At 53.4% G+C, this 25,808-nt stretch carries 21 protein-coding genes and 1 pseudogene; 11 read left to right on the top strand and 11 right to left on the bottom strand.

Annotation, left to right across the window (positions count from 1 at the left end; genetic code table 11):
* Positions 1–133 precede the first annotated feature (133 nt).
* From F0M17_RS03535 to F0M17_RS03500, 7 genes are all read right to left on the bottom strand, one after another.
* Positions 134–529, bottom strand: coding sequence for a hypothetical protein (locus F0M17_RS03535; protein ID WP_149596422.1), 396 nt, complete (start codon positions 527–529; stop codon positions 134–136).
* Between the two features lie 218 nt (positions 530–747).
* Positions 748–1,242, bottom strand: a complete 495-nt coding sequence (locus tag F0M17_RS03530) for an SHOCT domain-containing protein (protein ID WP_149596421.1) — start codon at positions 1,240–1,242, stop codon at positions 748–750.
* A gap of 982 nt (positions 1,243–2,224) precedes the next feature.
* On the bottom strand, positions 2,225–2,761 hold the full coding sequence (locus tag F0M17_RS03525; RefSeq protein WP_149596420.1) for a hypothetical protein: 537 nt from the start codon (positions 2,759–2,761) through the stop codon (positions 2,225–2,227).
* Entirely contained in the window at positions 2,745–4,100 is a 1,356-nt protein-coding gene (locus tag F0M17_RS03520; RefSeq protein WP_149596419.1) for an RNA-directed DNA polymerase, read from the bottom strand. Before F0M17_RS03520 ends, F0M17_RS03525 begins: the two co-directional genes overlap by 17 nt.
* 551 nt (positions 4,101–4,651) lie before the next feature.
* Complete coding sequence (locus tag F0M17_RS17590) at positions 4,652–5,185, bottom strand: hypothetical protein (RefSeq protein ID WP_149596418.1); 534 nt, start codon at positions 5,183–5,185, stop codon at positions 4,652–4,654.
* Positions 5,133–6,128 (bottom strand): hypothetical protein, encoded by a 996-nt coding sequence (locus F0M17_RS03510; protein ID WP_149596417.1) that lies wholly within the window; start codon positions 6,126–6,128, stop codon positions 5,133–5,135. Before F0M17_RS03510 ends, F0M17_RS17590 begins: the two co-directional genes overlap by 53 nt.
* A 418-nt stretch (positions 6,129–6,546) precedes the next feature.
* Positions 6,547–7,329, bottom strand: a complete 783-nt coding sequence (locus tag F0M17_RS03500) for a hypothetical protein (protein WP_149596416.1) — start codon at positions 7,327–7,329, stop codon at positions 6,547–6,549.
* A gap of 253 nt (positions 7,330–7,582) precedes the next feature.
* Here F0M17_RS03500 and F0M17_RS17375 point away from each other — a divergent pair, with 253 nt between their 5' ends.
* The 9 genes from F0M17_RS17375 to F0M17_RS03460 all read left to right on the top strand — a co-directional run bounded on the left by F0M17_RS17375 (position 7,583) and on the right by F0M17_RS03460 (position 16,882).
* Positions 7,583–7,759 (top strand): hypothetical protein, encoded by a 177-nt coding sequence (locus F0M17_RS17375; protein WP_168201940.1) that lies wholly within the window; start codon positions 7,583–7,585, stop codon positions 7,757–7,759.
* A 223-nt stretch (positions 7,760–7,982) separates the two neighbouring features.
* Positions 7,983–8,387, top strand: a complete 405-nt coding sequence (locus F0M17_RS17810; RefSeq protein WP_371737258.1) for a restriction endonuclease — start codon at positions 7,983–7,985, stop codon at positions 8,385–8,387.
* Positions 8,388–8,700: 313 nt separating this feature from the next.
* On the top strand, positions 8,701–9,780 hold the full coding sequence (locus tag F0M17_RS03490; RefSeq protein ID WP_149596414.1) for an IS110-like element ISAar29 family transposase: 1,080 nt from the start codon (positions 8,701–8,703) through the stop codon (positions 9,778–9,780).
* Positions 9,781–10,093: 313 nt separating this feature from the next.
* Positions 10,094–11,329, top strand: coding sequence for an IS110 family transposase (locus F0M17_RS03485; RefSeq protein WP_149596413.1), 1,236 nt, complete (start codon positions 10,094–10,096; stop codon positions 11,327–11,329).
* 306 nt (positions 11,330–11,635) lie between these two features.
* Positions 11,636–12,781, top strand: a complete 1,146-nt coding sequence (locus tag F0M17_RS17640; protein ID WP_246857124.1) for an EcsC family protein — start codon at positions 11,636–11,638, stop codon at positions 12,779–12,781.
* Positions 12,778–13,506 (top strand): hypothetical protein, encoded by a 729-nt coding sequence (locus F0M17_RS03475; protein WP_149596412.1) that lies wholly within the window; start codon positions 12,778–12,780, stop codon positions 13,504–13,506. Before F0M17_RS17640 ends, F0M17_RS03475 begins: the two co-directional genes overlap by 4 nt.
* A 401-nt stretch (positions 13,507–13,907) precedes the next feature.
* The gene (locus F0M17_RS03470) at positions 13,908–14,486 is read left to right on the top strand and encodes a recombinase family protein (protein WP_149596411.1); all 579 of its coding nucleotides are present in this window, start codon (positions 13,908–13,910) and stop codon (positions 14,484–14,486) included.
* Positions 14,487–14,504: 18 nt separating this feature from the next.
* Positions 14,505–15,308: a hypothetical protein gene (locus F0M17_RS03465; protein ID WP_368495719.1), complete on the top strand. Its 804-nt coding sequence runs from the start codon at positions 14,505–14,507 to the stop codon at positions 15,306–15,308.
* Between the two features lie 248 nt (positions 15,309–15,556).
* The gene (locus F0M17_RS03460) at positions 15,557–16,882 is read left to right on the top strand and encodes a sel1 repeat family protein (RefSeq protein WP_149596409.1); all 1,326 of its coding nucleotides are present in this window, start codon (positions 15,557–15,559) and stop codon (positions 16,880–16,882) included.
* A 137-nt stretch (positions 16,883–17,019) separates the two neighbouring features.
* Here F0M17_RS03460 and F0M17_RS03455 read toward each other — a convergent pair whose 3' ends face one another.
* The 4 genes from F0M17_RS03455 to F0M17_RS03440 are packed head-to-tail and all read right to left on the bottom strand — an operon-like array spanning position 17,020 to position 23,661.
* Positions 17,020–20,055 (bottom strand): type I restriction endonuclease subunit R, encoded by a 3,036-nt coding sequence (locus tag F0M17_RS03455; RefSeq protein ID WP_149596408.1) that lies wholly within the window; start codon positions 20,053–20,055, stop codon positions 17,020–17,022.
* Complete coding sequence (locus F0M17_RS03450) at positions 20,052–20,894, bottom strand: GIY-YIG nuclease family protein (protein WP_149596407.1); 843 nt, start codon at positions 20,892–20,894, stop codon at positions 20,052–20,054. The genes F0M17_RS03455 and F0M17_RS03450 overlap by 4 nt, the downstream gene beginning before the upstream one ends.
* Positions 20,891–22,096 carry a restriction endonuclease subunit S gene (locus tag F0M17_RS03445; RefSeq protein WP_149596406.1) on the bottom strand — a complete coding sequence of 402 codons (1,206 nt, stop codon included), beginning with the start codon at positions 22,094–22,096 and terminating at the stop codon, positions 20,891–20,893. The genes F0M17_RS03450 and F0M17_RS03445 overlap by 4 nt, the downstream gene beginning before the upstream one ends.
* Positions 22,093–23,661, bottom strand: coding sequence for a type I restriction-modification system subunit M (locus F0M17_RS03440; RefSeq protein WP_149596405.1), 1,569 nt, complete (start codon positions 23,659–23,661; stop codon positions 22,093–22,095). The genes F0M17_RS03445 and F0M17_RS03440 overlap by 4 nt, the downstream gene beginning before the upstream one ends.
* Positions 23,662–23,886: 225 nt before the next feature.
* On the opposite strand from F0M17_RS03440, the pseudogene F0M17_RS03435 reads away from it, so the two are divergent.
* Together F0M17_RS03435 and F0M17_RS03430 are read left to right on the top strand one after the other, a co-directional pair.
* Positions 23,887–24,258, top strand: a pseudogene (locus F0M17_RS03435) (LexA family protein).
* The gene (locus tag F0M17_RS03430) at positions 24,240–25,553 is read left to right on the top strand and encodes a Y-family DNA polymerase (protein ID WP_149596404.1); all 1,314 of its coding nucleotides are present in this window, start codon (positions 24,240–24,242) and stop codon (positions 25,551–25,553) included. The pseudogene F0M17_RS03435 and the gene F0M17_RS03430 overlap by 19 nt, the downstream one beginning before the upstream one ends.
* The last annotated feature ends 255 nt before the right edge of the window (positions 25,554–25,808 follow it).

Below are 25,808 nucleotides of genomic sequence, written 5' to 3'. Positions count from 1 at the left end.
TGACGATACGACAATTTCTCTGCTTTGAATAAGTCGACTGTCAGCTCGAAGCGGAATCTTTCCGGGAAAGAAAATTCCGGCACGTGCGCGGTTTGCGCGAAGTGCCGGAATTGAGATTAATCTATATTGTGGATTACTTTGCGCCGTCTATCGACATCTGAATGTCGATAGAATCGGAGATTTTCTTCATTTCACTGTTAGGGCCAATGATGTGGAACTTCTCGCCTCGAACTGAGTACAGCGGGACGCCAACTTGCTCGTGAATTTCTGCGAGGCTGGCATAGCTTTCTGCCTCCGCTTTAGCAGTGTCATACCAGATCACGCCACCCGACCAGCCGCATCCCATCTGTGTTTCTCCTGGATGGTCGGGATCAATGAAAGGCTCTTCACACGAGTAGCCAGCATTTTCAATCGCTGTAGTGAGGTCATCGAGGGTTTCGTATTTAGAAGACGATCCGCAGGAAGCCAGGGTAAGCGCTAAAGCAGGCGCTGAGAGTGCGGCGAGGAGACGAGTGATGCGCAATGTCATTCCTATTCATTTTCCGGCAGCTGAGTGCGCGAATTTAACTTTTTCATTTGATGAAATACAGGGTTTGGAGGGTGTTGGCGAAACGAACTAGTCTTGTTTTGGAACATAATGGAGAACAGGTTGCCTGGCGATATACATTACCTTGAGAAAATTCGAGACCAAACGCATAATCCAGCGGCTTATTCGCCGGCAATGATCTTAATCAGTTTTCCTATGGATTACATGTTGTCGAGTATTTTCTGGCGCTTCTTATCGAATTCTTCCTGGGTGATCAGTTTGCGATCTAGAAGGTGCTGAAGCTCTTCAAACTTCTGAGCGGCCGATTTTTCTGGAGTCGGAGCCGGTGCTGACACCAGAACGGATGCTGGGCGTCCCGCGGTGTTCTTCAAGATGAATGCAGCAACGATCATCACGACACCAAGGATGATGAAGATCCAGGTTGGAATCGCCTGAGCTGCAGCCTTCGCTTCGCACTTCGCCTCTGAGCGACCATTCCCCGCCATTGTGTCGTAGAACCCGGCAGCCATGTGCTGCCCGTTAAACACAGTGCCACAAAGATTCCCCACTTCAACGTTGCCGAGAATCAGTCCGATGATTCCGGAAATCAGACCAAAGCCCAGAAGCCAAGCCCAAACTTTGCTGCTTGGCTCTTTGTTCTTATTTTTGATGATCGGCGGATTGATGTTTGGCTGATCCGGTAGATTTGAAAACAAAATAATTCCCTAAAATTGCAAGTGACTACACGAGATAATGTCGCTTCAACGATCGAAAGTCAAATACGAGGAAGGGATTTTTAGCATCGCTGAATCTTGCCAAGTTCCACCTTGTCTTCCAATGCGTCGTTGACTGACTCGGTGAGACCGAATCCGGTGTTTGCAACATTGGTTCCGTCTGTATGGTGAGCAAATTGCGCCTTGACGGTAACGACGAGCTTACTAGTTGTCGCAGTAAACACCCGTTCGCCTGCCCAGAACAACACCGCAGGACGAAACCAGGAACCGTATCACTCACGACGCCCCCATAAAACCATGGAAATGCAGGAGCCCTACGCCCTCAAGAGCTCCAGAGGCAAGAGCAGCCACCGATCCTAAGAGCGGCGAAGCATAAGAAGTCCGCTTGACGGCCGATACGTTGGATTTGCTGATGTACGGGGTTCTCGCAGCTACTTCTACTCCCGTAAATGAAAAGCCGATAACCCACGTTATGTAAAGTAAAGGCTTTCGCGTTACAAAATAACTTCGCGTCAAAATATTCTTACTTATTTAATTTTCGTGTGTTATTTTGTGCTTCGATAGACCCGTTCAATCCCGGCTTGATATGCGGCGCCGGCTCTTATTCGAACTGATGTGGTGACCAGCTCGGGTCCGATTGAAGACTACTAAGAAGCTTGTCCTTTGGGGATCATATTCGTTAGAGATTGGGAAAGGTTCTAAGCGATCCATCATGGTAAGCCGGAGGAACTAGTGCCATTTTAAGCTAATCCAAGATGGCCACCGCAGCACTTTGGTTGCTTCTGAGCCCCCAACTCTTAACAGAACATTCATCGTTGTGCCGCAAAGAGGGAATTTACTGTGTCACGCCCCTGGTGCTTCGCTACTTGGCTTCCAGCCGGCGGCAGGAACGCCGTATCTGTCCGACTCTTCGAATGTTCTAAAATGCCTGCTACTCAAGCTGGGGCGGATGAATCTGTAGGCACTATTGGGAACCCATACATTTTAGATCTGCCTCGACAAGATATTTACTGGCAGCATCACAAACCTTGATGCGGTTGAGTCCGTCAAGTAGCAGCTTTTGACCTTGAACTTCGACTGAAAGATCTACGCCTAGTTTTTTCTTCAGAGTCAAGACTGCTGTGAGGCTCTGGGATTGTTGGCTCGTAAATGAGCCGTTTCCATGCATCAAGGCGTTCCTCACATCGACAAGGAGCTGGAAGTCTTGGCCGATTTTTGAACCGCTAACGCTGAACCCAAAAACGTCCTTCAGGATTTTCTCGCGTTCCTTCCAGGACTGAAAGTAAGAGTCAAGGTTGTCTTTGATTAGGAAAGAACCAAGAGCTGTGGGAGCAAACTTGGCTCTGCTAACCAGTTCCCGGATCATCTCCTCAATCCTCGACTCAACCTCAGGAACAACAGTGAGGATCAAGTCTCGTGCGGTGATGGTGCTTATTCCCGCTTCTCTGATTCGACCGATCGTCAGTTCTGTAGCGAGAGTTACATTAGGAATCCTTGCCAAAGGATTCACCCCATTCGAAGGCGCAGGTGTTCAATGCTGAATCATTTCTTATTGCCTTGTCCGCTTTTCCGTATGGCGTTTGGCTTACTCGCCCAGCGACAGCAGCGAGTCCGATTTGGGAGGTTCTGGAGGCACGGGAATACAAACTCTGCACTTCTTCAGAAGTTATGTATTCGTTAACGGCGAGTAGCCATGCGGCCTCCAGCCTTACTGCTTCGTGACTATCTTTGAGCTGCTGCGATGCAAAGTCTAGAAATTCGGTTTTTGCAGTGCTGTCGTTGTCCCCAAGTCTGCTCGCGGTTGAAAAGAGCCAAATCTTGTGCCAGGGAGTGCTTCGTTCCTGCGCGGCGATTTCGTTGAGAAGTTTCCAATTATCTGCTTCAGCAGTGCGCGTCAGCAGATACTCCATCACCTTTCGAAGCCGGACTGGTTCCTTATCGACTATTCTGGCCAAGATTTCATTTGGTATCCGTTCACCAAGTGATTTTGCCCCTGAAAGCGCGACAATTCCAGCGTGGGACATGGCTCTACTACGCGCGTTATCCGGGTCACCCCAATCTGACAGGAGCTGTTTGACAGCCGCAAAATCAACATCTTCCTGATCGGGCTCTTGCAATTCGACTTCCCAATCGTCATAGCCACTTGAAACTAAGATAGCTTTAGCGAGATCTCCATATACCCGCTTTGTGTACTCTTCACTTAGCCCAGAACGTTTCTTGATATCCGCGGCTATTTCAGGAGCTTTTCTAACATGGATCTTTTGCTCAGCTAGTGCGAGATGTACTCGCCGCGCTTCCTCCATAGCAATGTCAATTACCTGAAATGCTTCTTTACGCGAGTGTGTAATTACGCGAAAGTCGTCTGCGTAGCGCCCTACTGTGTATCCGTGGCGAGTCAGACTTCGCTCAATCACGTCTAAGTAAGCGTCGGAAAGTCTATGGCTCGATGCCACTCCCTGGGGGAGACCGATTTGTCTGCCATGTACAGCGCCGAGCGTTCTCCGAGTGATTTCCACTGCGTCGGAATTTGCACCTTGAAGAATCAATTCTCCGGCGAGCACACTATGATCAATGAATTCGTAGCAAGCTGCTATATCGAAGTCGACTAACCAGGCCTCGTGGTCTTCTGTTCCAAAAGCCTCAAATTCTTGAAATTTGATGGAGCGTGAGCTGGGAGGCAGGGAGTCTTCTAGAAGTGCTATTAATGCTTCAAGCACGACTCGCGTTTGAGGGCTAAGAACAGCCAGAGGTCTATTACCGAAGCCCAGCTTAGGCATAGAAACTAATTCAACAGAGGGTATCAGTCCTGTCTGGAGCTCTGATTTTGTTTGTTTCGCCAAGTTTCCCTGAGCCTTTTCTAAGGCTCTGTCCGAGAGTAATCTCGGCAGATCAGTGAGTGATTTCGTTGTAACCAGCTCGGCGGCCTTGCCGAGATCAAGTTTTGCTACGACGGAAGCCTCTCCGGTGACCCTGTGAGAGGGGGACTGACTTGAGAAATTCGTAAAATAACCCTACCTGCGATTTCGTGCGGATCAGACAAAGAGAATGAATCCCAGAATTCTTGCCTCCGTACCTGTCGCTAGCGGGATCCCACTGGCTATTACAGGCTTCCCGCCAATAACGGCACATGTGAAACTAGAAGCCTTATGTATTGCGTCTAATGCGCATCGGTAGGTTTCAGATAATAGTCCGAATCGTTCCTCAGATGCCTGTAATAGTCGCGGGGGTTACCTCATATTGGTTGAAGCATCACGTCATTTAGGTCAGATCAAGCCATCCGGCTGCTATCCACTCGATGATAGCTGTTGATCGCGCATTTTTACGTCGTGTAGACCTGCCAAAACTAGATTAGGGAGGTGCAGCCTTTGGGTGCAGTCCCCGTTAGCCACATCTAGTTTCGTCCCATAGCTATACGCTCGTAAGCTCGATGAATTCTCTTGAGGCACATAGTGAGGACCATCAGCAGATGTCCCCCGGACGTTATGGATACGCACGAGATGATACGAACTATTGTCTCTTCATTGGGATCGAGGCTTGCGGGAGCACCGACCCACTCGGTAGATCCAACAACTACTAGGAAGAAAACCAGGATCAGTCCCCAAAGCATGGCCCATAGACAGTTGAACATTATCTCATCCAATAGTTCTAAATCGGCATCGATAATCAGAGGGTTATTGGGCAAAGAGGTTCGTAACTGGAAGAGGAACACCACAACAGCGAAGAGAAGTCCGGAAACTATAGAAATCCCCGCAACAGCGTTATCTACTTTTACCAACCTGAAGTCCAGAAACCAAGCGAAAGTACTTGCAGCTACGGGTATGCCTAGTTGCATCAAATAGTCCGGGACATGAATCTTTCCAGTTTGCCCGTTCCTAAGGGTTCTGAAATGATTTCTGGGAATTCGCCAGAGGGACAGCTTTCCCATGTTTTGCTCCTAGACTATCGCTCCAGCGTGGTTCCCAGTTTATTTTTCCAGTTATTCCCGTAATATCAGATAGCTGCTCAACGCACTTTGCCACTAGATCGTCCGTATTTAGCTGCTCTGCACTGTCTTCGTTTAGAACCAGACGAAAGCTCGGTGCACCCCCGCCCTCAACTAAAAATTTCTTTTGCCGCTCTCCGTCTACCAATGTGACATAAACATCTTCCTTTTCATGCTCCTCATCGACTGGAATCCCGACGACTCGTTTTGCTGTGCTCTTGTCAGTTGCCAACTTCCCAAGAAGATCTCGATTAAAGAAAGCACGACGATGCGGCCTTGCGATATGAGATATGACCCCAACGTCGACGTGTACTCCGTCTGCAGCATCGACTGATTTACCCTCTACCCTGAGCTCAACCTCTTTCAACTTGGCATGTTCCGCCCAAGCGTCGCTTTCCGACACAGCGGAGCAATCCATCTTAATGAGCCGTAGTAGGTCAGTTATATGTTCAGAGAACAATTGGCGAAGACGTATCCCGCCGGAGCCACGGCGTGAAGATTCCGTCATCAAGAATGCGGATCGTCCTTTTTCGGGAACCAGAAGAAGTGTCCGAGTTGTTCCAGTGGGTGCATGATGCGCTGCAAGCTGGAATTCGGATTCGCCGGTTTCTGAATCGACTACTTCCCCGGATTCGCCGCTGGAACCGACTGAAGTTTCTACTACGATGATCCGCGAAGCGTACCTAGATGCAGCTGTCACATTGACCCAGGTGTTTTTACTTTTGTCTACGGTATCTTCTCTTGTCAGCTTACTCAGCCAATTGGAGAATATATCTAACAGATCGTCGCCTAGTAGGTCAACCGGTGCGAAAACACGTCCAGCTCCTTCGCGTTTCCCCTTCTCGCGAAAAGTCAGTTCATGAATAGTAAGGACTCTTCTAGCCATCTGCTCCCCATAACAATCGAAACTAGATCTCAAATGAAACCTACAGCATCAGGCCGACAATCTGGGATAGCTGATTGGAAAGTGGTGAGCCGCCGATAGCGTTTCATCCCAATGGGTGAACAGCATGTCTAAGGTGTATCGAAATCGTTCGTTTTTGACACACCGAACCGTCACCCGCGGCGAAAATTTTGGCAGTTGAAAATTCGACAGATTTTCAGAGCCATAATGACAAAATACCCAGTGCCACAAACTATGTGCCGTAAGTACACTTCACGGCCCGAGTTCGACAAGCTCGTGGACCAGATCCGTCCTGGCGACCCTCTCGTGGACTGGCGGCTGGTCCGTCTAGGGCGATCTATCCTCCATCAGAACCTCCGTTGAATGTCTCCCTCGTGGTGCGTGCGATGCGGAGAGCCTCTCAGGCTCGCCTCGCCGATGCATTCCGATCGCGTTGGTCTCCCTGATCTCTCATACGGAATCGTACGGACAGTACTAGCATTGGAAGCACGATACTAAGGGTTACCCCCCACAGCCACGTCCACCCGAGCGCTCCAGGTACAATTGCGATCGCTGCCAACCCGAGCACCAATGAAGCTTCTGTCCAGTAGTCATAGCGTTCCAGCGCCGCACGCCGTTGCGCTTTGAAATCCTCATAGTCAGACGTCGATACTCTATTCGCGCGCCGTTCCTTGCGGTTCATCTGTTCTAGTGGATTTTGTTTCGTCCGGTGGAGGGACATCCTGCGAATCAAGAGCGCGATGATTGAGAAGGCTGTGAAACCAATGCAGGCAAGGAATACAACGGTCAAAGATTGGTCGGGCTTCGGTGCCAGTGCCGACGGTATTTTGCTGAGCAGCCAACCTGCAAAATATCCAGATCGCGCGGTAACGTTGATCAGGCTAACTGCCAAGATTAGCAATAGGATGGTTAGTCCGTAGCGGCTCCACGACGTCCAATGGAATGTGAAAAAGAACCTGATCGGGTTGCCTCCGTCATACCCGAGTGCAGTAAGTGCCCAGAGGCACAACACGGCTGCAATCAAGAGGCCCATGAAGGTCGCGAGCCATGCGGCTTCTGCATTCGACATTAATCCGAGCGCCACAACCAGAAGCAGCAGACCCCATTGCGGAGCCCGAATCGTCTGCCATACCGCATCAAGAATCCGTTTGAACCAACACCATTGCGCGGTTGCCCTTTTCATTGAATAACTCTTCTTCCCTCTCAGCGACACAAAAACAAAACTATTTTCCGCTAAGAAGTGCTGAGCTCCGGGGATGCCTCGCCGCGACGTTGCAACGGGATCCTGTGCACGTTGGGGTGACAGCTGATTCAGGACAGGCTTCGAAGAGCTCAGCGGCGACCGGATTTCAACGGCCTACCGTGCTCGGTCCGCGAATCGGGGTGTTGCACGTCGAACACGAGACTTTTTCCCCGCCCAGGTCGCCACCTGTTAGGTGAGCCTAAGCATCTACTTCTTGGAATGCCATGTCGTGATCGGCCCGGCCGGCGCAGGCTCCGGCTGCGCCGACTACCTACAGATCGGTATCGTCCAGCCAACCGAAACGTTCCAGGTCTTCCGCGGATTCCTCGTCGGGGAATCCTCCGAATCCCGCGGCCTGCTCATCACTTAGTGAGAAAATCGACTGCCCCGGAATCCATTCAACAGGCCGATGACGTCCTAGCATGAATTTCCGGGCAATTCTTCCCCCAGTCCTCCCATCTTCCTCTGTCCCTCTTTGCCAGCGACACACGCTGGTGATCTAGGCTTTCTCCTCTACCTAAAGCGCTGATGAGAGGAAACAAGTGAAATCTTTAAAAATTAAGCCGTGTCGCAATCCTCTTAATAACAGCGCTATGAATCGTCCCGGGTTTGAGTGCGAGGTATCGCCTCCCGGACCAGACGGCGCAGTAGACATCAAAGCCGGCATGGGACCACTAGGCATGGACGCCCCGATTGTCGTTGTTGAAGTAAAGTCAGAGCCCAACGCCATTGACTCACGAGTCGTCCGCGGTCTGCACTCAGCCAGAGAACAACACAAAGCCGATCAGGCACTACTCGTCGCTTGGGGCGGACTCACCCGACCAGCAAACAGGGAGTTTCGCACCGACAGCGCCTTCCGAGTATGGGATGGAGACGCTCTACTCAGGGAACTCTTCCACGTCTACGAAGATCTACCAGCCGAAACCAAAGCTAAAATTCCCCTAAAACAAACATGGATCCTCGACGAAGCCCTACGCGCTGGGGTGGGTTTGCTGTGAGGCGTTGGTACCGTTCAACCCTGACACTGTGAGACTTGGTGCAGCTGGTCTGGGACTGGCTGGCAGGATAGGGACTGGCCGTCCCGCCTCGTGATTGTGACTCACCTGACACGTGACCCATTGGTGTCTTTCCTACGACTTGTCCAACCATGGGGCGGCCGGCCGGTACCCGTCCGGCCCACCTCGGTGACTTGATCAGAAGGTTGTCCGCCTCAGGGCGTGGCTCATCACAGTGTTGTTCCGAAGTGACCTCTACCCGGACTGGTATCGGCCGGCAGTGGCCATGCCCATATCCGTGAAGAGGAAAGGAACAATGACCGCCATGTCTATCGTCGCGCATTCACATGCGTTTGTCGTCGGTGTCGACACCCACGCCCGCAACCACGTTTACGCCATCATCACCGCCACGACCGGTGAACTCGTCGATACCCGGGACTTCCCCACGACCGGCGCCGGCATCAACCGAGCCACCGCGTGGGTGGCACGCCGCACGGGTGCTGATCTCGCCGTGCTCTGGGTGATCGAGGGCGCAGCCTCCTACGGGGCCATACTCGCCGGAACCGTGGTTACCAAGGGATACTCGGTTGTCGAGGCAGCACGGATGGACGCCAAATCCCACCACGGCGTAGGCAAATCCGACGTGCTCGATGCCCAACGAATCGCCCGGGCCGTGCTCCCGATGCAGGAGAAGCAACTGCGCCGGCCGCGGCTGAATGAAGGCGTCCGTGCTGCCCTGAGGGTTGTGGTATCTGCGCGTCATTCCATGACCGGGGAGCGGACACGGGCGGTGAACGGGCTGACTGCCTTGGTGCGCGTCAATGAGCTCGGCCTGGACGCCCGCAAGGCTCTGACCGGAGCGCAGATTGCCGAGGTCTCCCGGTGGCGTGAGCAGGACGAGGAACTGGCGCTTTCCGTGGCCCGCACCGAAGCGGTCAGGTTGGCCAAGCGGATCGGTGACCTCGACAAAGACGTGGCGGGCAACACCCAGCAGATCACCGACCTGGTCAAGGTCAGCGAGGCGGCACCGCTCTTGGATGTGAAGGGCTTCGGCGCCATCACGGCCGCCACATGCCTGACCGTCTGGTCCCATCAGGGCCGGGTGCATTCGGAAGCCGCATACGCCTCCCTCGCCGGGGTAAACCCGATCCCGGCCTCATCGGGGAACACCGTCCGTCACCGACTCAACCGCGGCGGCGACCGGTCTCTGAACAGCGTGCTTCACATGGTCGCCATCACGCGGATGACTCACGACGAGGAAACCCGCGAATACGTGCAGAAGCGGGAAGCCGAAGGACTTAGCACGAAGGAAATCCGACGATGCATCAAACGCTATCTCGCCCGGCGCGTCTACCGCATTTTCAACTCACAAGCGGAGGCTTTGATCGCCGGTTGACAGACATAGAAGCTTCCCAGCGGGCTTCGCCAACGCCGAGGATGATTGAGAATTACCACTCTGCTTGCGTTCGTAACCTGGACTCTTGCGCTGAACCGGCGACAGGCGCATTCTGAGGTTGTTGGTGGTGTCGACATGCCGGTATGACTCTGGTGCCTTGAGCCCGGATAGAAGCTTGGCCTGCGCGGATTTTCACGAGAACCGTGGATTGTTGCTTCGAGCACGAGTACTAGATTTCAACGTTTCACTCCTTAATCCCACGACACCACCAACGCCAGGATCCAATGATCATGTCGGAAGGAAGTGAAGCACGATGGAGATCGTGCATGAGCTCGGCGCAGGAATCGACATCTCCAAGCGGGACGCCAAAGTTGCCGTGCGGAAACCGGGGCATCGCCGAGGAACCTACCGCACCGAGGTGAAGACCTTCGGAGCCACCACCGCCCAGATCCGCGAACTTATCGGCTACCTGGACGCCGATAAGGTCAGTGTCATCGTCATGGAAGCGACCAGCGACTACTGGAAGCCGTTCTATTTCCTGATGGAGGAAGAACAACTGCCGGTCATCCTCGTCAATGCCAAACGGGCGAGGAACATTCCGGGTCGGAAATCCGACGTCATTGACGCGACCTGGCTCGCTGAGCTGGCGGCCCATAACCTGCTGGCCGCCTCGTTCATCCCTCCTGAACCGATCCGGCATCTTCGCGATCTGACCCGGGCTCGCTCGGCGGTGGTGCATGACCGGACCAAGCTCTACCAGAAGTTGGAGAAGTTCTTGGAGTCGTCCGGGATCAAGCTCTCCAGCGTTGCCTCCAGCCTGACTGGGGTGTCCTCGCGGCATATGCTTGACGCTCTGGTGGCTGGGGAACGAGACCCGCAGATCTTGGCGGACCTGTCGATCCGTTCCATGCGGCGCAAGATCCCTGAAGTCGTAGACGCGTTGGAGGGGCGGTTCACCGACCATCATGCCGCCATGGTGAAACTTCATTTGCACCACATCGATACCCTCAATGAACAGCTCCAAATGCTGGATCAGATGATCACCGAGGCGATGGCACCATTCGATCAGGCCTGCCAGGCCTTAGAAACTGTGCCCGGGGTCGGCAAGCAGACGGCGCAAGTGATCATTGCCGAGGTCGGCGTGGACATGACTGTTTTCGCTGATGCGGCGCACCTGGCCTCATGGGCCGGAGTCTGCCCAGGACAGAACGAGTCAGCAGGCCGGCAACGCTCCTCGCATACTCGTGGTGGCAACGTGTATTTGCGGGCGGCGCTGGGAACCGCCGCGCTGGCGGCGATCAAGCACAAGGAATCGTTCCTGGCCGCCCGGTACCGGCGGTTGTATCTTCGCCGTGGAGGAAGCCGCGCGCTGGTTGCCATTGAACACACCATCATCGTGGCTATCTGGCATTTGCTGGCTAACGGCGAGGTGTTCAAGGAGCTTGGGCCGGACTACTACGATCAGCTCAACAAGGATCGTGCGAAATCCCGGGCGGTCAAGGAACTTGAACGGCTTGGCTACGAGGTCCATCTGGACTCGGCTGCCTGAACGCTTACATCATCACCTACGCTCGATAATTTGGAATCGAAATCAGCATTCCTAACCCAGCCAGGCCTCGGCTCTTGCCAGAGGCTTGGTCGATGGCATGTGCCTTGACGGTGGAAGCGTTGGTTGCGGACGCTCCAGTATTCTCGTACTAGGGTCGTAGGGTTGGGACTTAATCCGTTGTTTCATTTGATTCCTTCGACACCGGGCCGTTGCTCCCGCTGGTCATATGGGGATACGAAAACTTTATCTCCTGCGCGCGGCTGACTTACTTCTTAAGGTGTCGGGCTGGAGCGTTACACTCGCGGTATGACTGAACCATCGGAATACGAGCTCGCGGCATGGCGCGACATCCAACGATTCAAGGGCCGTCCGCTGTCTAAAATGATAAGAAAAGTTGGCGAACAGGCCGCCACTGGCGCTACGCAACTGGGCAATCGTGCTGCGCAATACTTGGAGAAGCGGCCGAGAGCTCAGGCAGCGGTGTCCCGTGGACAAAACTTCGTCGGCAAGGGCGCTAATGCGATCGGTACCGGAGCCCGCAAGGCCGCAGGGGTAATCCCCGACGGGCTGGCTGATTGGAGCGGATCTGCTTTTGGATCGATGCGGAAGACAGTGGGACGCGTCTCGCGCGCGGGACTCTCACCCCAAAGAGTCGTGGCGAAGCACAGAAAACGTGGACATGATGTTGCCTTGCTACACGACTTGCGCCGCCTTGATCTCCAACAGATTGATCTTGTTCGTGGACAAGGAACAAGTTGGGGCTATCCGATCGCTGCAGCGTTGTCCGGTATGGGAGCAGGGCTGGTGATCTCCGGTGGAGAACTGGCCGTCCCGGTTTCCGGTGGGGTTGCGGCGGCTCCTTCGGGTGTAGCGGTCGCTGGTGCCTTTGTTGGTGACGCGGCGTGGGTTCTAGGTCTCGCATCTCGTTCCGTTGGCCATGTCTCGCTGCTTTACGGCTACGATCCCGAAGAGCCAGGAGAGAAGGTATTTGTCATGTCTATCGTTAACGCGGGGACGGCAATGTCGGCCAGCGCGAAGAGCGCTGCAATGGCCGACGTCTCGCGGCTCACCCAAGCGCTCGTCCGTGGCAAAACCTGGGCTGTATTGGACAAGTCAATTCTTGCGCAGGTTTCCAGGCAATTCGCGAATAAATTTGCTCTTCGATTCACCAAACAGGGGCTTGGCAAAGTCGTGCCCTTGGCTGGCATCGCCATTGGCGGAACTTTCAACTGGGCAACATTGGAGTCAATCGTCGATGCGGCCAGTATTGCGTACCGACGGCGTTTCCTTCTAGAAAAGTACCCACGCCTCGCAGAAGAGGAGGCGCTTGATCTCGTTCCTCATCCAGGTCAGGATGACTCGGTTAGCACTGACGAAGTAATCAGCGTACTTGACGAGCTGGCAAAGGTGGGTGGGCCCGACCTGCACACACGCCCGTCTGCTTCCCAATGACCGACAATTTACCGGTGCGGGCGCACCACAGCAACGGCGATTCAGAGACAGACAGAATTTCCTCCGTTGTCGAGCGTTTCATGGGAGGCCAAGGAGGAGCTGCCAGTCATGCCAGAGTTCTGTCGTGGGACTTCTGTTTTGAGCATTTTGCCGACTTGGACCGTGTGCGAAGTGACCGTCAGGCAAGTTGTATGCAGCTGGGCTACTATCTGGCCAGTTGGGGGATGTTGCGAGGCTCATCGTACTTGTTCAAGAACACCAATGCTCGGCACTACCTGCAGGCACTTGACGTGATTGAACGATATAGCTCCGAGATGAGGGAGCTTACCCCTGCAGGCTTCGGTACACAACAGAACCAGGAACTATTAGTTTCCGCGTATCAGGAACTTGGAGATGCGCTACTGCCTGAAGGTGGACGGCGGATCACTTTGGTAACCAAGACCATGATGGGAGTATGGGGTGTCTTTCCCTCACTCGATTCATACTTCGTGCAGACTTTCGGGGCTATCGCTAAGGAGCGGAACAAAAGCAACTTGTTCTCTAAATTTAGTGCGAAGACGGTGGAACTGATCGGAGAATTCTATGACACTCATCAAAAGGAGATTGATCGGTTAGCGGCTTCACATCAGACCGTTGATTTTGTCTCTGGTTTACCTTCGGGGCGGAGTATTCCTGCGGCGAAGGTCATCGATATCTACGGGTTTGGCGCCGCGTACTATCGCTGAGCCCATAGCAATGTTAAAACCTAGTCAGGAGCGCCTGCTCGTAGCATTCGGCCCATGGTTCCACGACGTTATCTCGCTCAGATGTTAGGGAATTCCTGTGTTTTCCTACGTTCACGGATACTTGCTCGCCTCGATCATTGGTGGGCAGGTTCGCTTCGAGTAATCAGGGTACGGTCCTGAGGAACAGTTCAGAAGTGCGGCCATGGCATTCGTTGGATTAAAATCAGTCATCGATGAGACGTCTCGCAACCCATGGGTTGCAAGACGTCTCACCACCCACCACTCCCCTGCTGAAAAATCCGCGGAAAATCCACAATTCGAAGTTCTCGCAACTATGTCTCGCAACCAGTGACGTAGAATCATGTCTATACCCTTAGTTGCGAGACACTTTCGAAGGACCGATGACTAAACTGATCGGCTACGCCCGCGTATCCACCAAAGCCCAAGACACCGACCGGCAAATCCAGGATCTACTCGCTGCCGGAGTACGGCGCGATGACCTCTACACCGACCACGGCTTGTCCGGTGCGTTGGCGAAGCGGCCCGGACTCGATAAAGCCCTCAACGCCCTGCATCCGGATGACACCCTCGTGATCACTACCTTGGACAGGCTCGGACGCTCCACCCAGAAAATGCTCGACCTCGCCCAAGAACTGCGCGAACGCAATATCGGACTACGAGTACTGAACCTCGGCGGCGGTGACGTGGACACCAAAACGCCCATGGGCGCCATGGTCTTCACCGTCATGGCCGCACTCGCCCAAATGGAGCTAGAGATCAAGCGCGAACGCATCACCGACTCCGTCACCAAACGCCGCACCAGCGGCGGCGACCTCGGCGGCCGACGCCCCACCTTCACCGACTCCCAAATCCGCACCGCAGCCAAACTGATCCAGGCAGGCGAACCGGCAACCCAGGTCGCCAAAGACATGGGCATGTCCCGAGCAACCTTGTACCGACGGATCAAAGAGCTTCCATAACCAGCCGTTACTCGTCAGGTGTCATCGCGTTACTTCCCCTTGCATATCGCTCTAGAGTCCAGATCACTCGTCGGAGCAATAGGCTACGCTGAGCAGCATACGAGACAAACTTTCCACGACTGGAGCTGGATCTTGGCCAGAACAAGAAAGACCACCGCCGAAGTTGTAGACCTCCTGCGCAATGGCAGGGGTATACCCACTGCCTCAGAGGTCGAGAAACACACTATCCGGTTCTACCCTCGGCACTGGCTTAACCGGTGGGATGAAAGCATGCCGGATATTCCTTCCGTCCTCCAAATCGGAGAAAAGGACAGCAAAGGGCGACTCACCCTTAGCAGAGGCGATCTATTCACTCTGGGTAGCAAGGTGGAAACTGCACAAGATGCGGTCAACTTCTACGTCGCGGTCTGTTCATGGGGCGCCGGCGCCAAAGCCCGGGATATCTACCGTCGAATTCCAACATTGAAAGAGCCGGACGTTGGAGAAAAACTCCTCGGCGGAATCATGCTCGCCAAAGACTCGAACGTCGAAGCGGAAGATGCCTACCGCTCCTTCAGGACAAGTGACCAGTACAGACTCAAGGGTCTCGGCCCAGCCTTCTTCACCAAGCTTTTGTACTTCGCCGCTGGCCCCACGGATAGCAAGAAAATGCGTCATCTCATTCTGGACAAAAAGGTCGCAGCTTCCATTAGCTGGCCTGACAAAACCTGGTGGACACCATCGGAGTACCGAGAATACTTAGAACTGATCAATAACGTCGTGGAACACCTGCCCGAAGCAGAACGCTCCGACTGCCTCGAAATGCAACTATTCAATCCCTAGTGCAACTCAAGGAATCTTCCCGAAACGCTATGATCCCAGTTTTAGGCCACGAGCTTCCGGTTACGAGTTCCGGGAAACCGAAAACGATGCAAGGTCAGTGTTGAGTCGTGGAGATAGTGCATTAAGCAGGCGAATGAGCGTGCCAGCAAATCATGAATCGAATGTCCACGAAGCAGCACAACTCCAAACGCTATGCAAAACTGAATAATAAATAAGAATCAAACGTATCAAAGAAAGTTTTAGACAATATGGAATCTCAAGATATCATTCAAGATGGAACCCTATTAAACGCATACCCAATGGACGTCATTAGCTCGATCACAAAGATTACCGAAAGCGAAAAAGTCAGCCACTTAGTGGAGGTTGGAGAACTGCCTGAAGCAAGGGAATTTGCAAGCCAACCACTTCAGTTTAGACTGGAATTAACTTCAATGTTTCAGGCTATTGCGAACAGCCATAGCACAATTTGCGCCAACAAAAAATTATACGGCGCCGCCCTAGAAGGCGACAAATTCGCAGAGAAGTTTATGATGAGACAAGGCCCGCTTTTCGAGTTCCCGATCCGTGGAAAAATCAAAAAAGTGCGGAACGAGATTTACGAGATGGGACTGTCGGAAAAAAATCCAGCTGCGATCTATGCTAAAGCCATGACGCTTCTTCGCTCCGATGATTGGGACGAAGAAAATGAGGGGCGGCTCTTACTCATCGACTCGGCTGATTCAGGTGATGGCCACGCCATCGCAGAGGTCATAAGACTTAACTTGATAGAAAGAGATCACGAATTGGCACTTTCCTGGGCCAAAAAATTGGAAGCATCTGAGGATACAGAAGCTCTGGTCGATGCAGCATCTGAATTGATAGGATGGAGAAAATTAGAACAGGGAATATCATTACTCCGAGTTGCATGCGAGCGAAATAATAGCGACGCTCTTACACTGCTAGGTGAAGTCGCCCACATTTCCGGTGATGACGCGCATGCCAGATATCTTTGGAAAAAAGCCAGCAATTCAGGAAATCCACACGCGATGTATTACTTGGCAAAGGGTAATGTGTGGGAAGAATTCCCCATGCCGATATCTGATCCTGAGGTGCTGGGAGCTCTCCACCAATCAGCTAGATTAGGTTCTTCGTATTCTCATGACGCGCTCAAAGAGAACTATAAAAATATAGATTCTAACTTTGAGATTAGTTCTCCTGAATGTTGCATGACAGAAGCGTGGCATGAAAAATATGATTGCGTAATTCTACACGAAGACCACGGAGATGCCGAAGATTTTGTGCGCGCCTACTGGTTTGAGGAGGCGTGTAAAGGCAATGTAATTGCTCAAATCAATATGGCACTGGCATTGAAATGGGATTTCAATTCAGAGGCAGCTGAGAAGATCTTCGACAATCTGCTTCAGGCAGGGCCTGAGACGGCTGCAGAGCTAATCATTAGAGTTCGAAACCTCGAATATGTAGAAACAAGAAGACTTCTAGAAAAGGCACTCAGGCTTCATCCTCAAATTGCCCGTATAGTTCCTATTCGTGTTTATATGAGGAGGAACAACATTGAACTTCCCGCACAGCCTTAATTGAGGCTTGCAAGCCTCATTGGGCCCTCACGGAAATCATACTGCTAATAAACCGGCGGTATGATTTCCGTGACGATTCAGACTTTCACTACTGATTATGGGGCGGTCAGTTCATTATCGTCCGGGCTCAGCCATCCCTATCTTTTCGTGACCAGCCCAAAGAACCTCTCAAAGAACTCACCGAGCTTCTGAACCACCCGACGCTTCTTCTCCCCATGGTTCTTCTCCTTTGAAAAACGAGACACCGGAGGCAAGACCTTGGTGATCGCTGTTCCCGAGGCCCGAATGCTTCCCTCACGAAACGCAGCATCGATGAACTGAACTGTTTCTTCCGGCTTCAAATTCTCCGCGGCGATGATCTCGCCCAGTTCCTTCTCCCGCTGAGCTTCCAAGTATGCAGTCCACTCGTCCTCCAAGGAACCTTCCAAAGAGACCGTATCGACGAAGTTCTCGATCAGATCCTTCTTATTGCGCAAGGTCGGGCTGGAATCAATCGCCCGTGAAATCCCGGCACGGATCTCCTGATCCTGGCCATTGCCACGTTCTTCACGATACTTCTGCACCAGCATGAGGATATAGTCCACATTGATCTCGACCTGCTTAATCAGTTCAATCTCGAACACCAAGTCACTGACGATCTGCTCCTTCTCCGAATCCTTTCCAGGTTTCCGATCATTCCAGATATCCAGGTAGGTCGACTGGTAATCTTGCACGTCCCGCGGTGAGAGGATCTCGTTCTTCTCAAACTCATCGAACGAGGTCAGGATGTTGCGCAAACGCAGAATATCGCCAAAAAGCTTCACGAACGCATTCTGATTCGCTTCACCCACGACCCATTGCCCGGGCTGGTACTGTTCCATCAGCTCGGTGACCTTCTCGGCATACTCCTGGTAGTACTCCCCATACGGCTTCAACAGGACCACGCCAGTAGCTTCCTTATTGCCAAAGAGCGCGATCGCATCGTTCGTCTCTTCCTCCAAATTTCGGAAGCTCACGATATTGCCGTATGTTTTCACCGAGTTCAAGATCCGGTTGGTCCGCGAATACGCCTGAATCAGACCATGGGACCGCAAGTTCTTATCTACCCACAACGTATTCAACGTGGTCGCGTCAAAGCCCGTGAGGAACATGTTCACCACGATCACCATGTCAAGATCACGGTTCTTCAAACGCAGGGACAAGTCCTTGTAATAGTTCTGGAAGCTATCCGAACTCGTATCAAAGCTCGTGCCGAACATGGCGTTATAGTCCCGAATCGCTGATTCCAGGAACGAGCGCGCATCACCGGATAACGACTGGGTATCAAAGCCCTCCTCATCAAGGACCCCTTCCTCGGCATCCGGATTAGCCGCATAAGAGAAAATCGTCGCGATCTTCAGCTTCTGATCCGGCAGCAGTCCTTCTTGCTGGTGCTTGAACTCCTGATAGTAGGTGCGAGCCGCGGCAATCGACGCGGTCGCGAAAATCGAATTGAATCCCCGCACCCGCTTATCCCCCAGCGCATACCCCTCAGAACGCTTCGTCTTCTGATCGAAATGTTCCAAGATGTACTTCGTCACCTGGGAAACCCTCACCGGGGAAAGCAAAGCAGATTCCGTATCAATGGAAGACACCTGCTTCTCAGCTACCTGGCCCACCTTGATCGTATTCACGTAATCAATGCGGAACGGCAATACGTTCTTATCGGTGATGGCATCCACGATCGTATAGGTATGCAGCTTGTCACCAAACGCCTGGGCAGTAGTCTTCAACTGCGGGTTGCCGCCGTTCCCGGAATTCGCGGCGAAAATCGGGGTCCCGGTAAAACCGAACAGGTTGTAGCGCTTGAACGCCTTGGTGATGGCGGTATGCATATCCCCGAACTGGGAACGATGGCACTCATCGAAAATCAGGACGATATGCCCCGAATAGATCTCATGACCCTTATTGCCCGCAATGAAAGTCGAAAGCTTCTGGATCGTCGTGATGATGATCTTCTTTGACGGGTCCTCCAACTGCCGTTTCAGGACGGCGGTTGAGGTGTTGGAGTTCGCCGAGCCTTTCTCGAACCGGTCATACTCCTTCATCGTCTGGTAATCCAGATCCTTGCGGTCAACCACGAACAGGACCTTGTCCACACTAGTAAGCCGCGAGGCCAACTGTGCGGCTTTGAAACTGGTCAGGGTCTTGCCCGAGCCGGTTGTGTGCCAGACGTAGCCACCCGCGTCCAGCGTGCCAAGAGTCTTGTAATTGGTGGAGATCTCGATCTTCTGCAAGATCTTCTCCGTCGCCACAATCTGATACGGGCGCATCACCAACAGCAACCGGTCATTCGTGAGCACGCAGTAGCGGGTAATGATATTCAACAGGGTGTGCTTGGCGAAGAACGTCTTCGCAAACGCCGTTAAATCCAGGATCGGCTTGTTCTGCGCATCAGCCCACCACGAGGTGAACTCGAAACTATTGGACGTCTTCTTCGTCCTGCGGGAGCCGTGCATGTCGAGGACATGTTGGCGACGCGTGGTGTTCGAATAGTACTTCGTCTGCGTACCGTTGCTGATCACGAATAACTGCACATACTCGAACAAGCCGGAACCGGCCCAGAAGCTGTCTCGCTGGTAGCGGTCAATCTGGTTGAAGGCTTCACGAATTGGCACGCCGCGGCGTTTCAACTCGATATGCACCAATGGCAAACCGTTGACTAATACAGTCACGTCGTACCGGTTCGAGAAACTTGCCCCACCTTCGCCGCGGTCCACCGCGTACTGGTTGATCACCTGCAAGCGGTTGTTGTGAATGTTCTGCTTATCCAGCAAGGTGATGTTCTTCGTCGTGCCATCATCACGGGTCAGCAGCTGGACGTGGTCTTCCTGGATGCGCACCGTCTTTTCAACAATGCCATCCCCGGTGCTCGCGACCCGCTCCTTGAAAAAGCGTTGCCATTCAGTATCCGAAAAAGTGAAACGATTCAGGGCTTCGAGTTGGGCGCGAAGGTTAGCGACGAGATGTTCCTCGCTCGTTAGTTCTACGTACTCGTAGGCTTGGCCTTCCAGCAGGCGAATGAACTCTCGTTCCAGCTGTGCTTCGGACTGATACGAGGACTCCTTGGCAGAATCCGGAACAAACTCAGCTACGACGGTGCTCTCGTTGCCTACCGCTATGGTGTCGTATTTGCGTGCCTGTGCTTCGATCATTTGTCTGCCTCCTCCGTTTGTTGTTCCAGCCATTGTTGTCGCAACGTATCGAGAGGTGGTCCCGACTGGCTGCCGACCTTCCACGTCGTCCAGCCGTTAGAGGATTGCAGTTCTAGGGCTTTTGCGGCTGCGGTGCTCGGGGATTTATAGGAAACCCCTCGCACGATGATCTCGCCATCCGCCGTCACACTGCCTTCTGCTTCTCTTCCAGCCTGGCTTAGGTACAACGCGTGACCTGCTTGGAGTAGACCGCTGGAAACCAGGTCAGCAACGGTCACAGTTTTATTCGGCTTGTTAGATGGCACTGGCGCAGTTGAAGGTTGTTCGTCTTCGGTCAGCGTTTGAGGGTTGCTCCGGCTAATATCCAGACCAGCCAGACGCAGGGCACCGAGGATGCTTTTCACGAAAGCATCCAGGGAGATCATCATGTGCTTTGGCAGCGTCTCATCACCGCTTGTTTGTCCTTCAATCACTGTGATCTGGTGGAGGGCGTTCAGTTCGGCAGCGATACGGCCTTCCAGGTACCCGATCTCGGCAGTGTTGAACCCGGCGGTGGTATCGCGTTTCACAGCCAGCGCACGTCGCCAAGGGAGCTTTTCGTTGCTGTTGTGTTTCTGCAAGCGAGTACGAAGTCGGCGTGCTTGCCCAACGTACACACGATTAGACCCGTCCGATGTCATCAAGACATACACACCAGGTTCGTCCCAATCGCTTGAAGGCAGAGACGCCCAGTGTAGGCGATCAAAATACGCTACACGCAGGGCGTGCTCAACAAAGTCAGCAATGATCGGCGCTTCAGTATCCGAAGGAATCTGCACATTCACCGGGGTGGTACTCATAACGAAGGCTCCAGCTCCTTAAAACTCAGAAGCTTGTCACGGTAGTACTCGTACTGCTGGCGACGCGCAGACAGTTCAGTGGGGAGACTATATGCCTGATCGTCTATTAACGCTTCCATAGCTTTAAGCGCACTAACGATTCGATCCTGTTCGTCACGGGGAGGGAAGCAAATCGTAAGCTTCCGTAAAGAGTCGACTGTCAACGATACGTTCGCGCCACCGCGCATTAGAGGGACTAGTAGGAAATCCTTTCGAGACTGCAAGAAATAAGTAATAAACTCAGCGGACAGTTCGCGAAAGTCATTCGGAATAATCGCACATAAAATATTTCCTAGTGCAAATTTTCCTTCCTGAAAATAAACTTTCGAAATGCTTGCAACTCCGTGCCCTTTGGATGAAACAAGTGGCACGCAAGATGCTGCAGTGTCAAACTGATACTCAGACGACGAACGTCGTGCAGATGCTGTAACGACTAATGGATACTGGCCAGGAATCGCCTTTTGAATAGGTGTTCGCCCTTTCTCCAAGCGGCACAATTGACCGATTTGGGAAGCCTTCCAACCAACCTTTATCCGGCCGTCGATTTCAGAAGGGTCAGTTAACTTTCGCAAATAGTAGTCATACTGTTGCTTCCGTGCGTCCAGCTCCGCTTCCAGCTCCGCTTCCATTTTACTAAAAGTATCAAGAATCCGAACGATTTCACGCTGAACTTCCAACGGCGGAACAGGTACTTTGAACTCACGAATACGACTGTCAGGAATTGATGGGTAGTTTCCTTCGACTTGATTCGATTCAACATAACGACTGAAATTACCTGTGCCAAGAATATGAGCCAGAAAATTAGTTAGGATTACGTCGTTGTTCGGTCGCAATACACAATATCCGGTACTCGCGATCTGCTCATCGTATTCCTCCGGGATGACAGCCCAACGCATCTGAGTAGGACGAGTCGTAGCAAAGATAACATCGCCTGTTCGTACGACCTGACGAGCCCTGCTTGGTGCATCCGCGGCCGTGACAGAAACTGTTTCCCCGATTCGTCGGGTAACCCTGTCTACGGAAGATAGGTCAATGTACTTGAATGAAGCATCCGCGACGGAGGCCCACTTGATACCCGTACTCTTGCTCGTAATTTCGGCAAGCGGCCTAAAATCAACACCCTCAGGACAGTGTTCGGCAATCAACTCATCTATGCGGCTCACTTTGCGCCCTCCAGATCAGCCACGATCGCGTCAATGGAGGTGCGCAGTTCGGCCTGGCGGGCAACGATTTGCTCGATCCGCGCATTCAACTCAGTAATATCGATGACTTCGCGGGTGTCTTCAGCTTCGACGTACGACGAGACCGCGATGTTGTAGTCATTCGCCGCGATAGCACTGTTCTCGACCAGTGTCGCGAAGTGGTCAGAGGATTCACGCTTCGTGAATGCATCAAGCAAATTCTTTTGATTGTCGTCGCTCAGCTTGTTCTTGTTGCCGCCGCGCACGAACTCAGCCGAGCCATCGATGAAGAGCACATCATTGGTTTTCTTCGACTTCTTCAGCACAATAATGCAGGTCGCGATTGTGGTGCCGAAGAATAGGTCTGCAGGCAGCTGGATTACCGTATCAACGTAGTTATTGTCGATCAGGTACTTGCGGATTTTCTTCTCTGCTCCTCCGCGGTACAGGACGCCAGGGAACTCAACGATCGCTGCGGTGCCGTTGGTCGCCAACCAATGCAGCATGTGCATCGTGAACGCGAGGTCTGCCTTTGACTTAGGCGCCAAGACGCCGGCTGGCGCATAGCGTGGATCGTTGATCAGGATTGGGTTGGCGTCACCCTCCCACTTGATCGAATAGGGCGGATTGGAGACAATCGCTTCAAACGGCTCATCATCCCAGTGATGCGGATCCAACAAGGTGTCACCGAGCGCGAGGTCGAAGTTCTCGTAGTTGATGTCGTGCAAGAACATGTTGATGCGAGCGAGGTTGTAGGTGGTGAGGTTGATTTCCTGACCATAGAACCCGCCGACGTTCTCCTTGCCGAGCACCTTGGCGAACTTGAGCAGCAGGGAGCCAGACCCAGCAGCCGGATCATAAACCTTGTTCACTCGTGTCTTGCCGACGGTGGTGATCTTCGCCAGAAGCTCGGAAACTTCCTGCGGCGTGTAGTACTCACCACCTGATTTACCGGCGCTCGATGCGTACATCTGCATCAGGTACTCGTACGCGTCACCGAACAGATCGATGGAGTTATCCGAGAACTTGCCACCCAGAGGGAGGTCCCCGATCGCGTCGAGCAGCTTGACCATCTTGGCGTTGCGCTTGGCCACGGTGTTACCGAGCTTGCTGCTGTTCACGTTCAAATCGTCGAACAGGCCGTTGAGGTCGTCTTCGCTATCGGTACCTGTGGCTGAACCTTCGATGCCTTTGAAGATGCGTTCCAGCGTTTCGTTAAGGTTCTCATCCTGTGGCGCGTTTTTGCGCACGTTCTCAAACAGTTCGGAAGGTCGGATGAAGAAGCCTTTTTCCTTGACGATTTCCTCACGAGCGAACTCGGCTTCATCATCAGCAAGCTGTGCGAAGTCGAACTCAGCATTGCCGGCCTCGTGCTCACCGGTATTGATGTAGCTGGTCAGATTCTCAGAAATGAATCGATAGAACAGCATTCCCAGCACGTAGCTCTTGAAGTCCCATCCGTCCACTGAGCCTCGAAGGTCATTGGCGACCTGCCAAATGGTCTTGTGCAGTTCTGCTCGTTGCTGTTCTTTCACGTGCTGGTCCATCTTCTTTTATTCGGCGCTTACACGCCACACCCATTGTTATAACCTAAGGGTATCCCAGCATTCCCCCAGAAAACGCGACCAGAGTTCACTGCCGCTTTAGTGAATTGTCGGCCAGACCTCCTACACTCAAAAGTTAGAATATAGATTCTAAGATTAGGTGTTGCAATGAAAGTTGATCGAATACAAGTTTGCGAGCTGGCGACCCCGCCGCAACGGGTGGTCGCTATGGCCCTGGACCGTGTCCCGGCCGGTTATCCTTCCCCCGCCCAGGACTACTCAGATACGAAGATTGATCTCTCCGAGATGCTGATCCGTGATCAGGTCTCCACGTTCATTGTGCGGGTGTCTGGTGAGTCGATGTAGGGCGCGGGGATCAGTGATGGGGATGAGCTGATCATTGACCGCAGTGTGCAGCCACGCGATGGGCATGTGGTGATTGCAGTGATCGACGGGGAGATGACCGTCAAACGGCTCTCTACTGGCCCTGCCGGGGTGGTGCTCAAGGCAGAGAACCCGGACTACCCCGACCTGCACGTGGCAGAACTGTCGGATTTTAGGATCTGGGGTGTGGCCACCACATGCCTCCATCACCTCTAGACTCCCCCAACCCTCACCTGCGGGGCGAATACATCGCGCACGTGGATGTGAATAGCTTCTATGTCTCCTGCGAACGGGTCTTTGACCCGAAACTCGAAGCCCGCCCGGTGATCGTGCTGTCCAATAATGATGGCTGCGCGGTCGCGCGCAGCAGCGAAGCCAAAACGCTCGGCGTTGAGATGGGGGCGCCCTGGTTCAAACTCGCGGCCGACGCTGACCGCCTCGGACTGGTTGCGAAGTCCTCTAATTACGAGCTGTACGGGGAAATGTCCGCCCGCGTCATGAAGCTTTTAGGCCGCTTCTCGGCCTGGGTAGAGGTCTACTCCATCGACGAAGCGTTCCTGGGCGTGTCCGGCACCCCGGATCAGCTGCAAACCCTGGGAGACCAGATCAAGTCGGAGGTGTTCTGGCTGACCGGGTTGCCCGTCTGTGTGGGGATCGCCAAGTCCAAGACGCTGGCGAAAATGGCGAACAAGACCGCCAAACACATCAAAGAACTGGGCGGGGTATGCGTGTGGGATCGCGCCCCAGTACAGACCACCGAGAACCTATTGGCGCGTCTACCGGTGGTGGAGGTGTGGGGTATCGGCCCGCGGCTGACCAAGCGGCTGCGCGGGTTAGGGATCTGGACGGCTAAAGACCTGCGCGATGCGAACGAGGTGCGGATCAGGGATAAGTTCTCCATTGTGCAGATGCGCACCGTGCTAGAGCTGCGCGGGATTCCCTGCATCCCGATGGAAGAAGAACGGGTGATCAAGGATCAGTTGATCTTCTCCCGTAGCTTCTCCGATCCGATCACTGATCGGGTGGGCATGGAGCAGGTGATGGGGATTTATGCGCAGCAAGCCTCCGCACGGCTGCATAAGCACCAGAAACAGGCCAAGATCCTCTCTGCGTGGGCGATGACCAGCTACTACAACCAGCACCAGGATCACCAGCCAGCGATCACGGTGAAACTGCCAGGGCCAACGGCTGATCCGGTGGTGCTCACCCGCGCAGCGAAGCAGCTGCTCCCCCAGATATTGGTCGGGGTGAAATATGCGCGGGCGGGGGTGGTGGTGATGGATCTTCAACCGTTAGCCATGCAGGAAACTTTTGATCCGTTCGTGTCAGCGCATGAGGCGAAACAGATTGGCCCGCTGATCCAGCAGATTCGTTCCGAGCACGGTGTGAAGTCCATCGGTTTAGACCGTGCCGGCCTACAGCAGGGGCCGGCGTGGGAGATGCGGCGGGAGATGATGAGTCCGCGCTACACCACGCACTGGCGTGAGCTGCTGACCGTCAAAGCGGCCTAACCCCGGGAGTGTTTCTTTGGGATCAGATAGTTAGAGGTTACCGCTGATTTGCGAAGAGGTTCTAGGCAACTTTTCGCTGTGCAAGCCATCCCGGAAGGGTAATGATCAATCCGAGCAGCCCAGTCCAGAGCATAAGCCACAGAGGCGTACTGGGAACATTTGCGAGGTGAGATTCATCAGCGATCATCCCGAGGTTGATGAGTGCGATCACCGCACACACAAAAACGAGAGAGCTGCCTACTAGTGCAGTAAGCC

Source organism: Glutamicibacter sp. ZJUTW (genome assembly GCF_008370855.1).
In the GTDB taxonomy this organism is placed as follows: domain Bacteria; phylum Actinomycetota; class Actinomycetes; order Actinomycetales; family Micrococcaceae; genus Glutamicibacter; species Glutamicibacter nicotianae.
Note: the sequence above shows the minus strand (reverse complement) of the source record. Positions and strands in the feature narration are given on the sequence as shown.

What these genes read in the sequence shown, in the direction of transcription:
- F0M17_RS03535 (WP_149596422.1), bottom strand. Translation starts at nt 529, where the DNA reads ATGACATTGCGCATCACTCGTCTCCTCGCCGCACTCTCAGCGCCTGCT.
- F0M17_RS17590 (WP_149596418.1), bottom strand. Translation starts at nt 5,185, where the DNA reads ATGGGAAAGCTGTCCCTCTGGCGAATTCCCAGAAATCATTTCAGAACC.
- F0M17_RS03510 (WP_149596417.1), bottom strand. Translation starts at nt 6,128, where the DNA reads ATGGCTAGAAGAGTCCTTACTATTCATGAACTGACTTTTCGCGAGAAG.
- F0M17_RS03500 (WP_149596416.1), bottom strand. Translation starts at nt 7,329, where the DNA reads ATGAAAAGGGCAACCGCGCAATGGTGTTGGTTCAAACGGATTCTTGAT.
- F0M17_RS17810 (WP_371737258.1), top strand. Translation starts at nt 7,983, where the DNA reads ATGAATCGTCCCGGGTTTGAGTGCGAGGTATCGCCTCCCGGACCAGAC.
- F0M17_RS03490 (WP_149596414.1), top strand. Translation starts at nt 8,701, where the DNA reads ATGACCGCCATGTCTATCGTCGCGCATTCACATGCGTTTGTCGTCGGT.
- F0M17_RS03485 (WP_149596413.1), top strand. Translation starts at nt 10,094, where the DNA reads ATGGAGATCGTGCATGAGCTCGGCGCAGGAATCGACATCTCCAAGCGG.
- F0M17_RS17640 (WP_246857124.1), top strand. Translation starts at nt 11,636, where the DNA reads ATGACTGAACCATCGGAATACGAGCTCGCGGCATGGCGCGACATCCAA.
- F0M17_RS03475 (WP_149596412.1), top strand. Translation starts at nt 12,778, where the DNA reads ATGACCGACAATTTACCGGTGCGGGCGCACCACAGCAACGGCGATTCA.
- F0M17_RS03470 (WP_149596411.1), top strand. Translation starts at nt 13,908, where the DNA reads ATGACTAAACTGATCGGCTACGCCCGCGTATCCACCAAAGCCCAAGAC.
- F0M17_RS03460 (WP_149596409.1), top strand. Translation starts at nt 15,557, where the DNA reads ATGGAATCTCAAGATATCATTCAAGATGGAACCCTATTAAACGCATAC.
- F0M17_RS03455 (WP_149596408.1), bottom strand. Translation starts at nt 20,055, where the DNA reads ATGATCGAAGCACAGGCACGCAAATACGACACCATAGCGGTAGGCAAC.
- F0M17_RS03450 (WP_149596407.1), bottom strand. Translation starts at nt 20,894, where the DNA reads ATGAGTACCACCCCGGTGAATGTGCAGATTCCTTCGGATACTGAAGCG.
- F0M17_RS03440 (WP_149596405.1), bottom strand. Translation starts at nt 23,661, where the DNA reads ATGGACCAGCACGTGAAAGAACAGCAACGAGCAGAACTGCACAAGACC.
- F0M17_RS03430 (WP_149596404.1), top strand. Translation starts at nt 24,240, where the DNA reads ATGCCTCCATCACCTCTAGACTCCCCCAACCCTCACCTGCGGGGCGAA.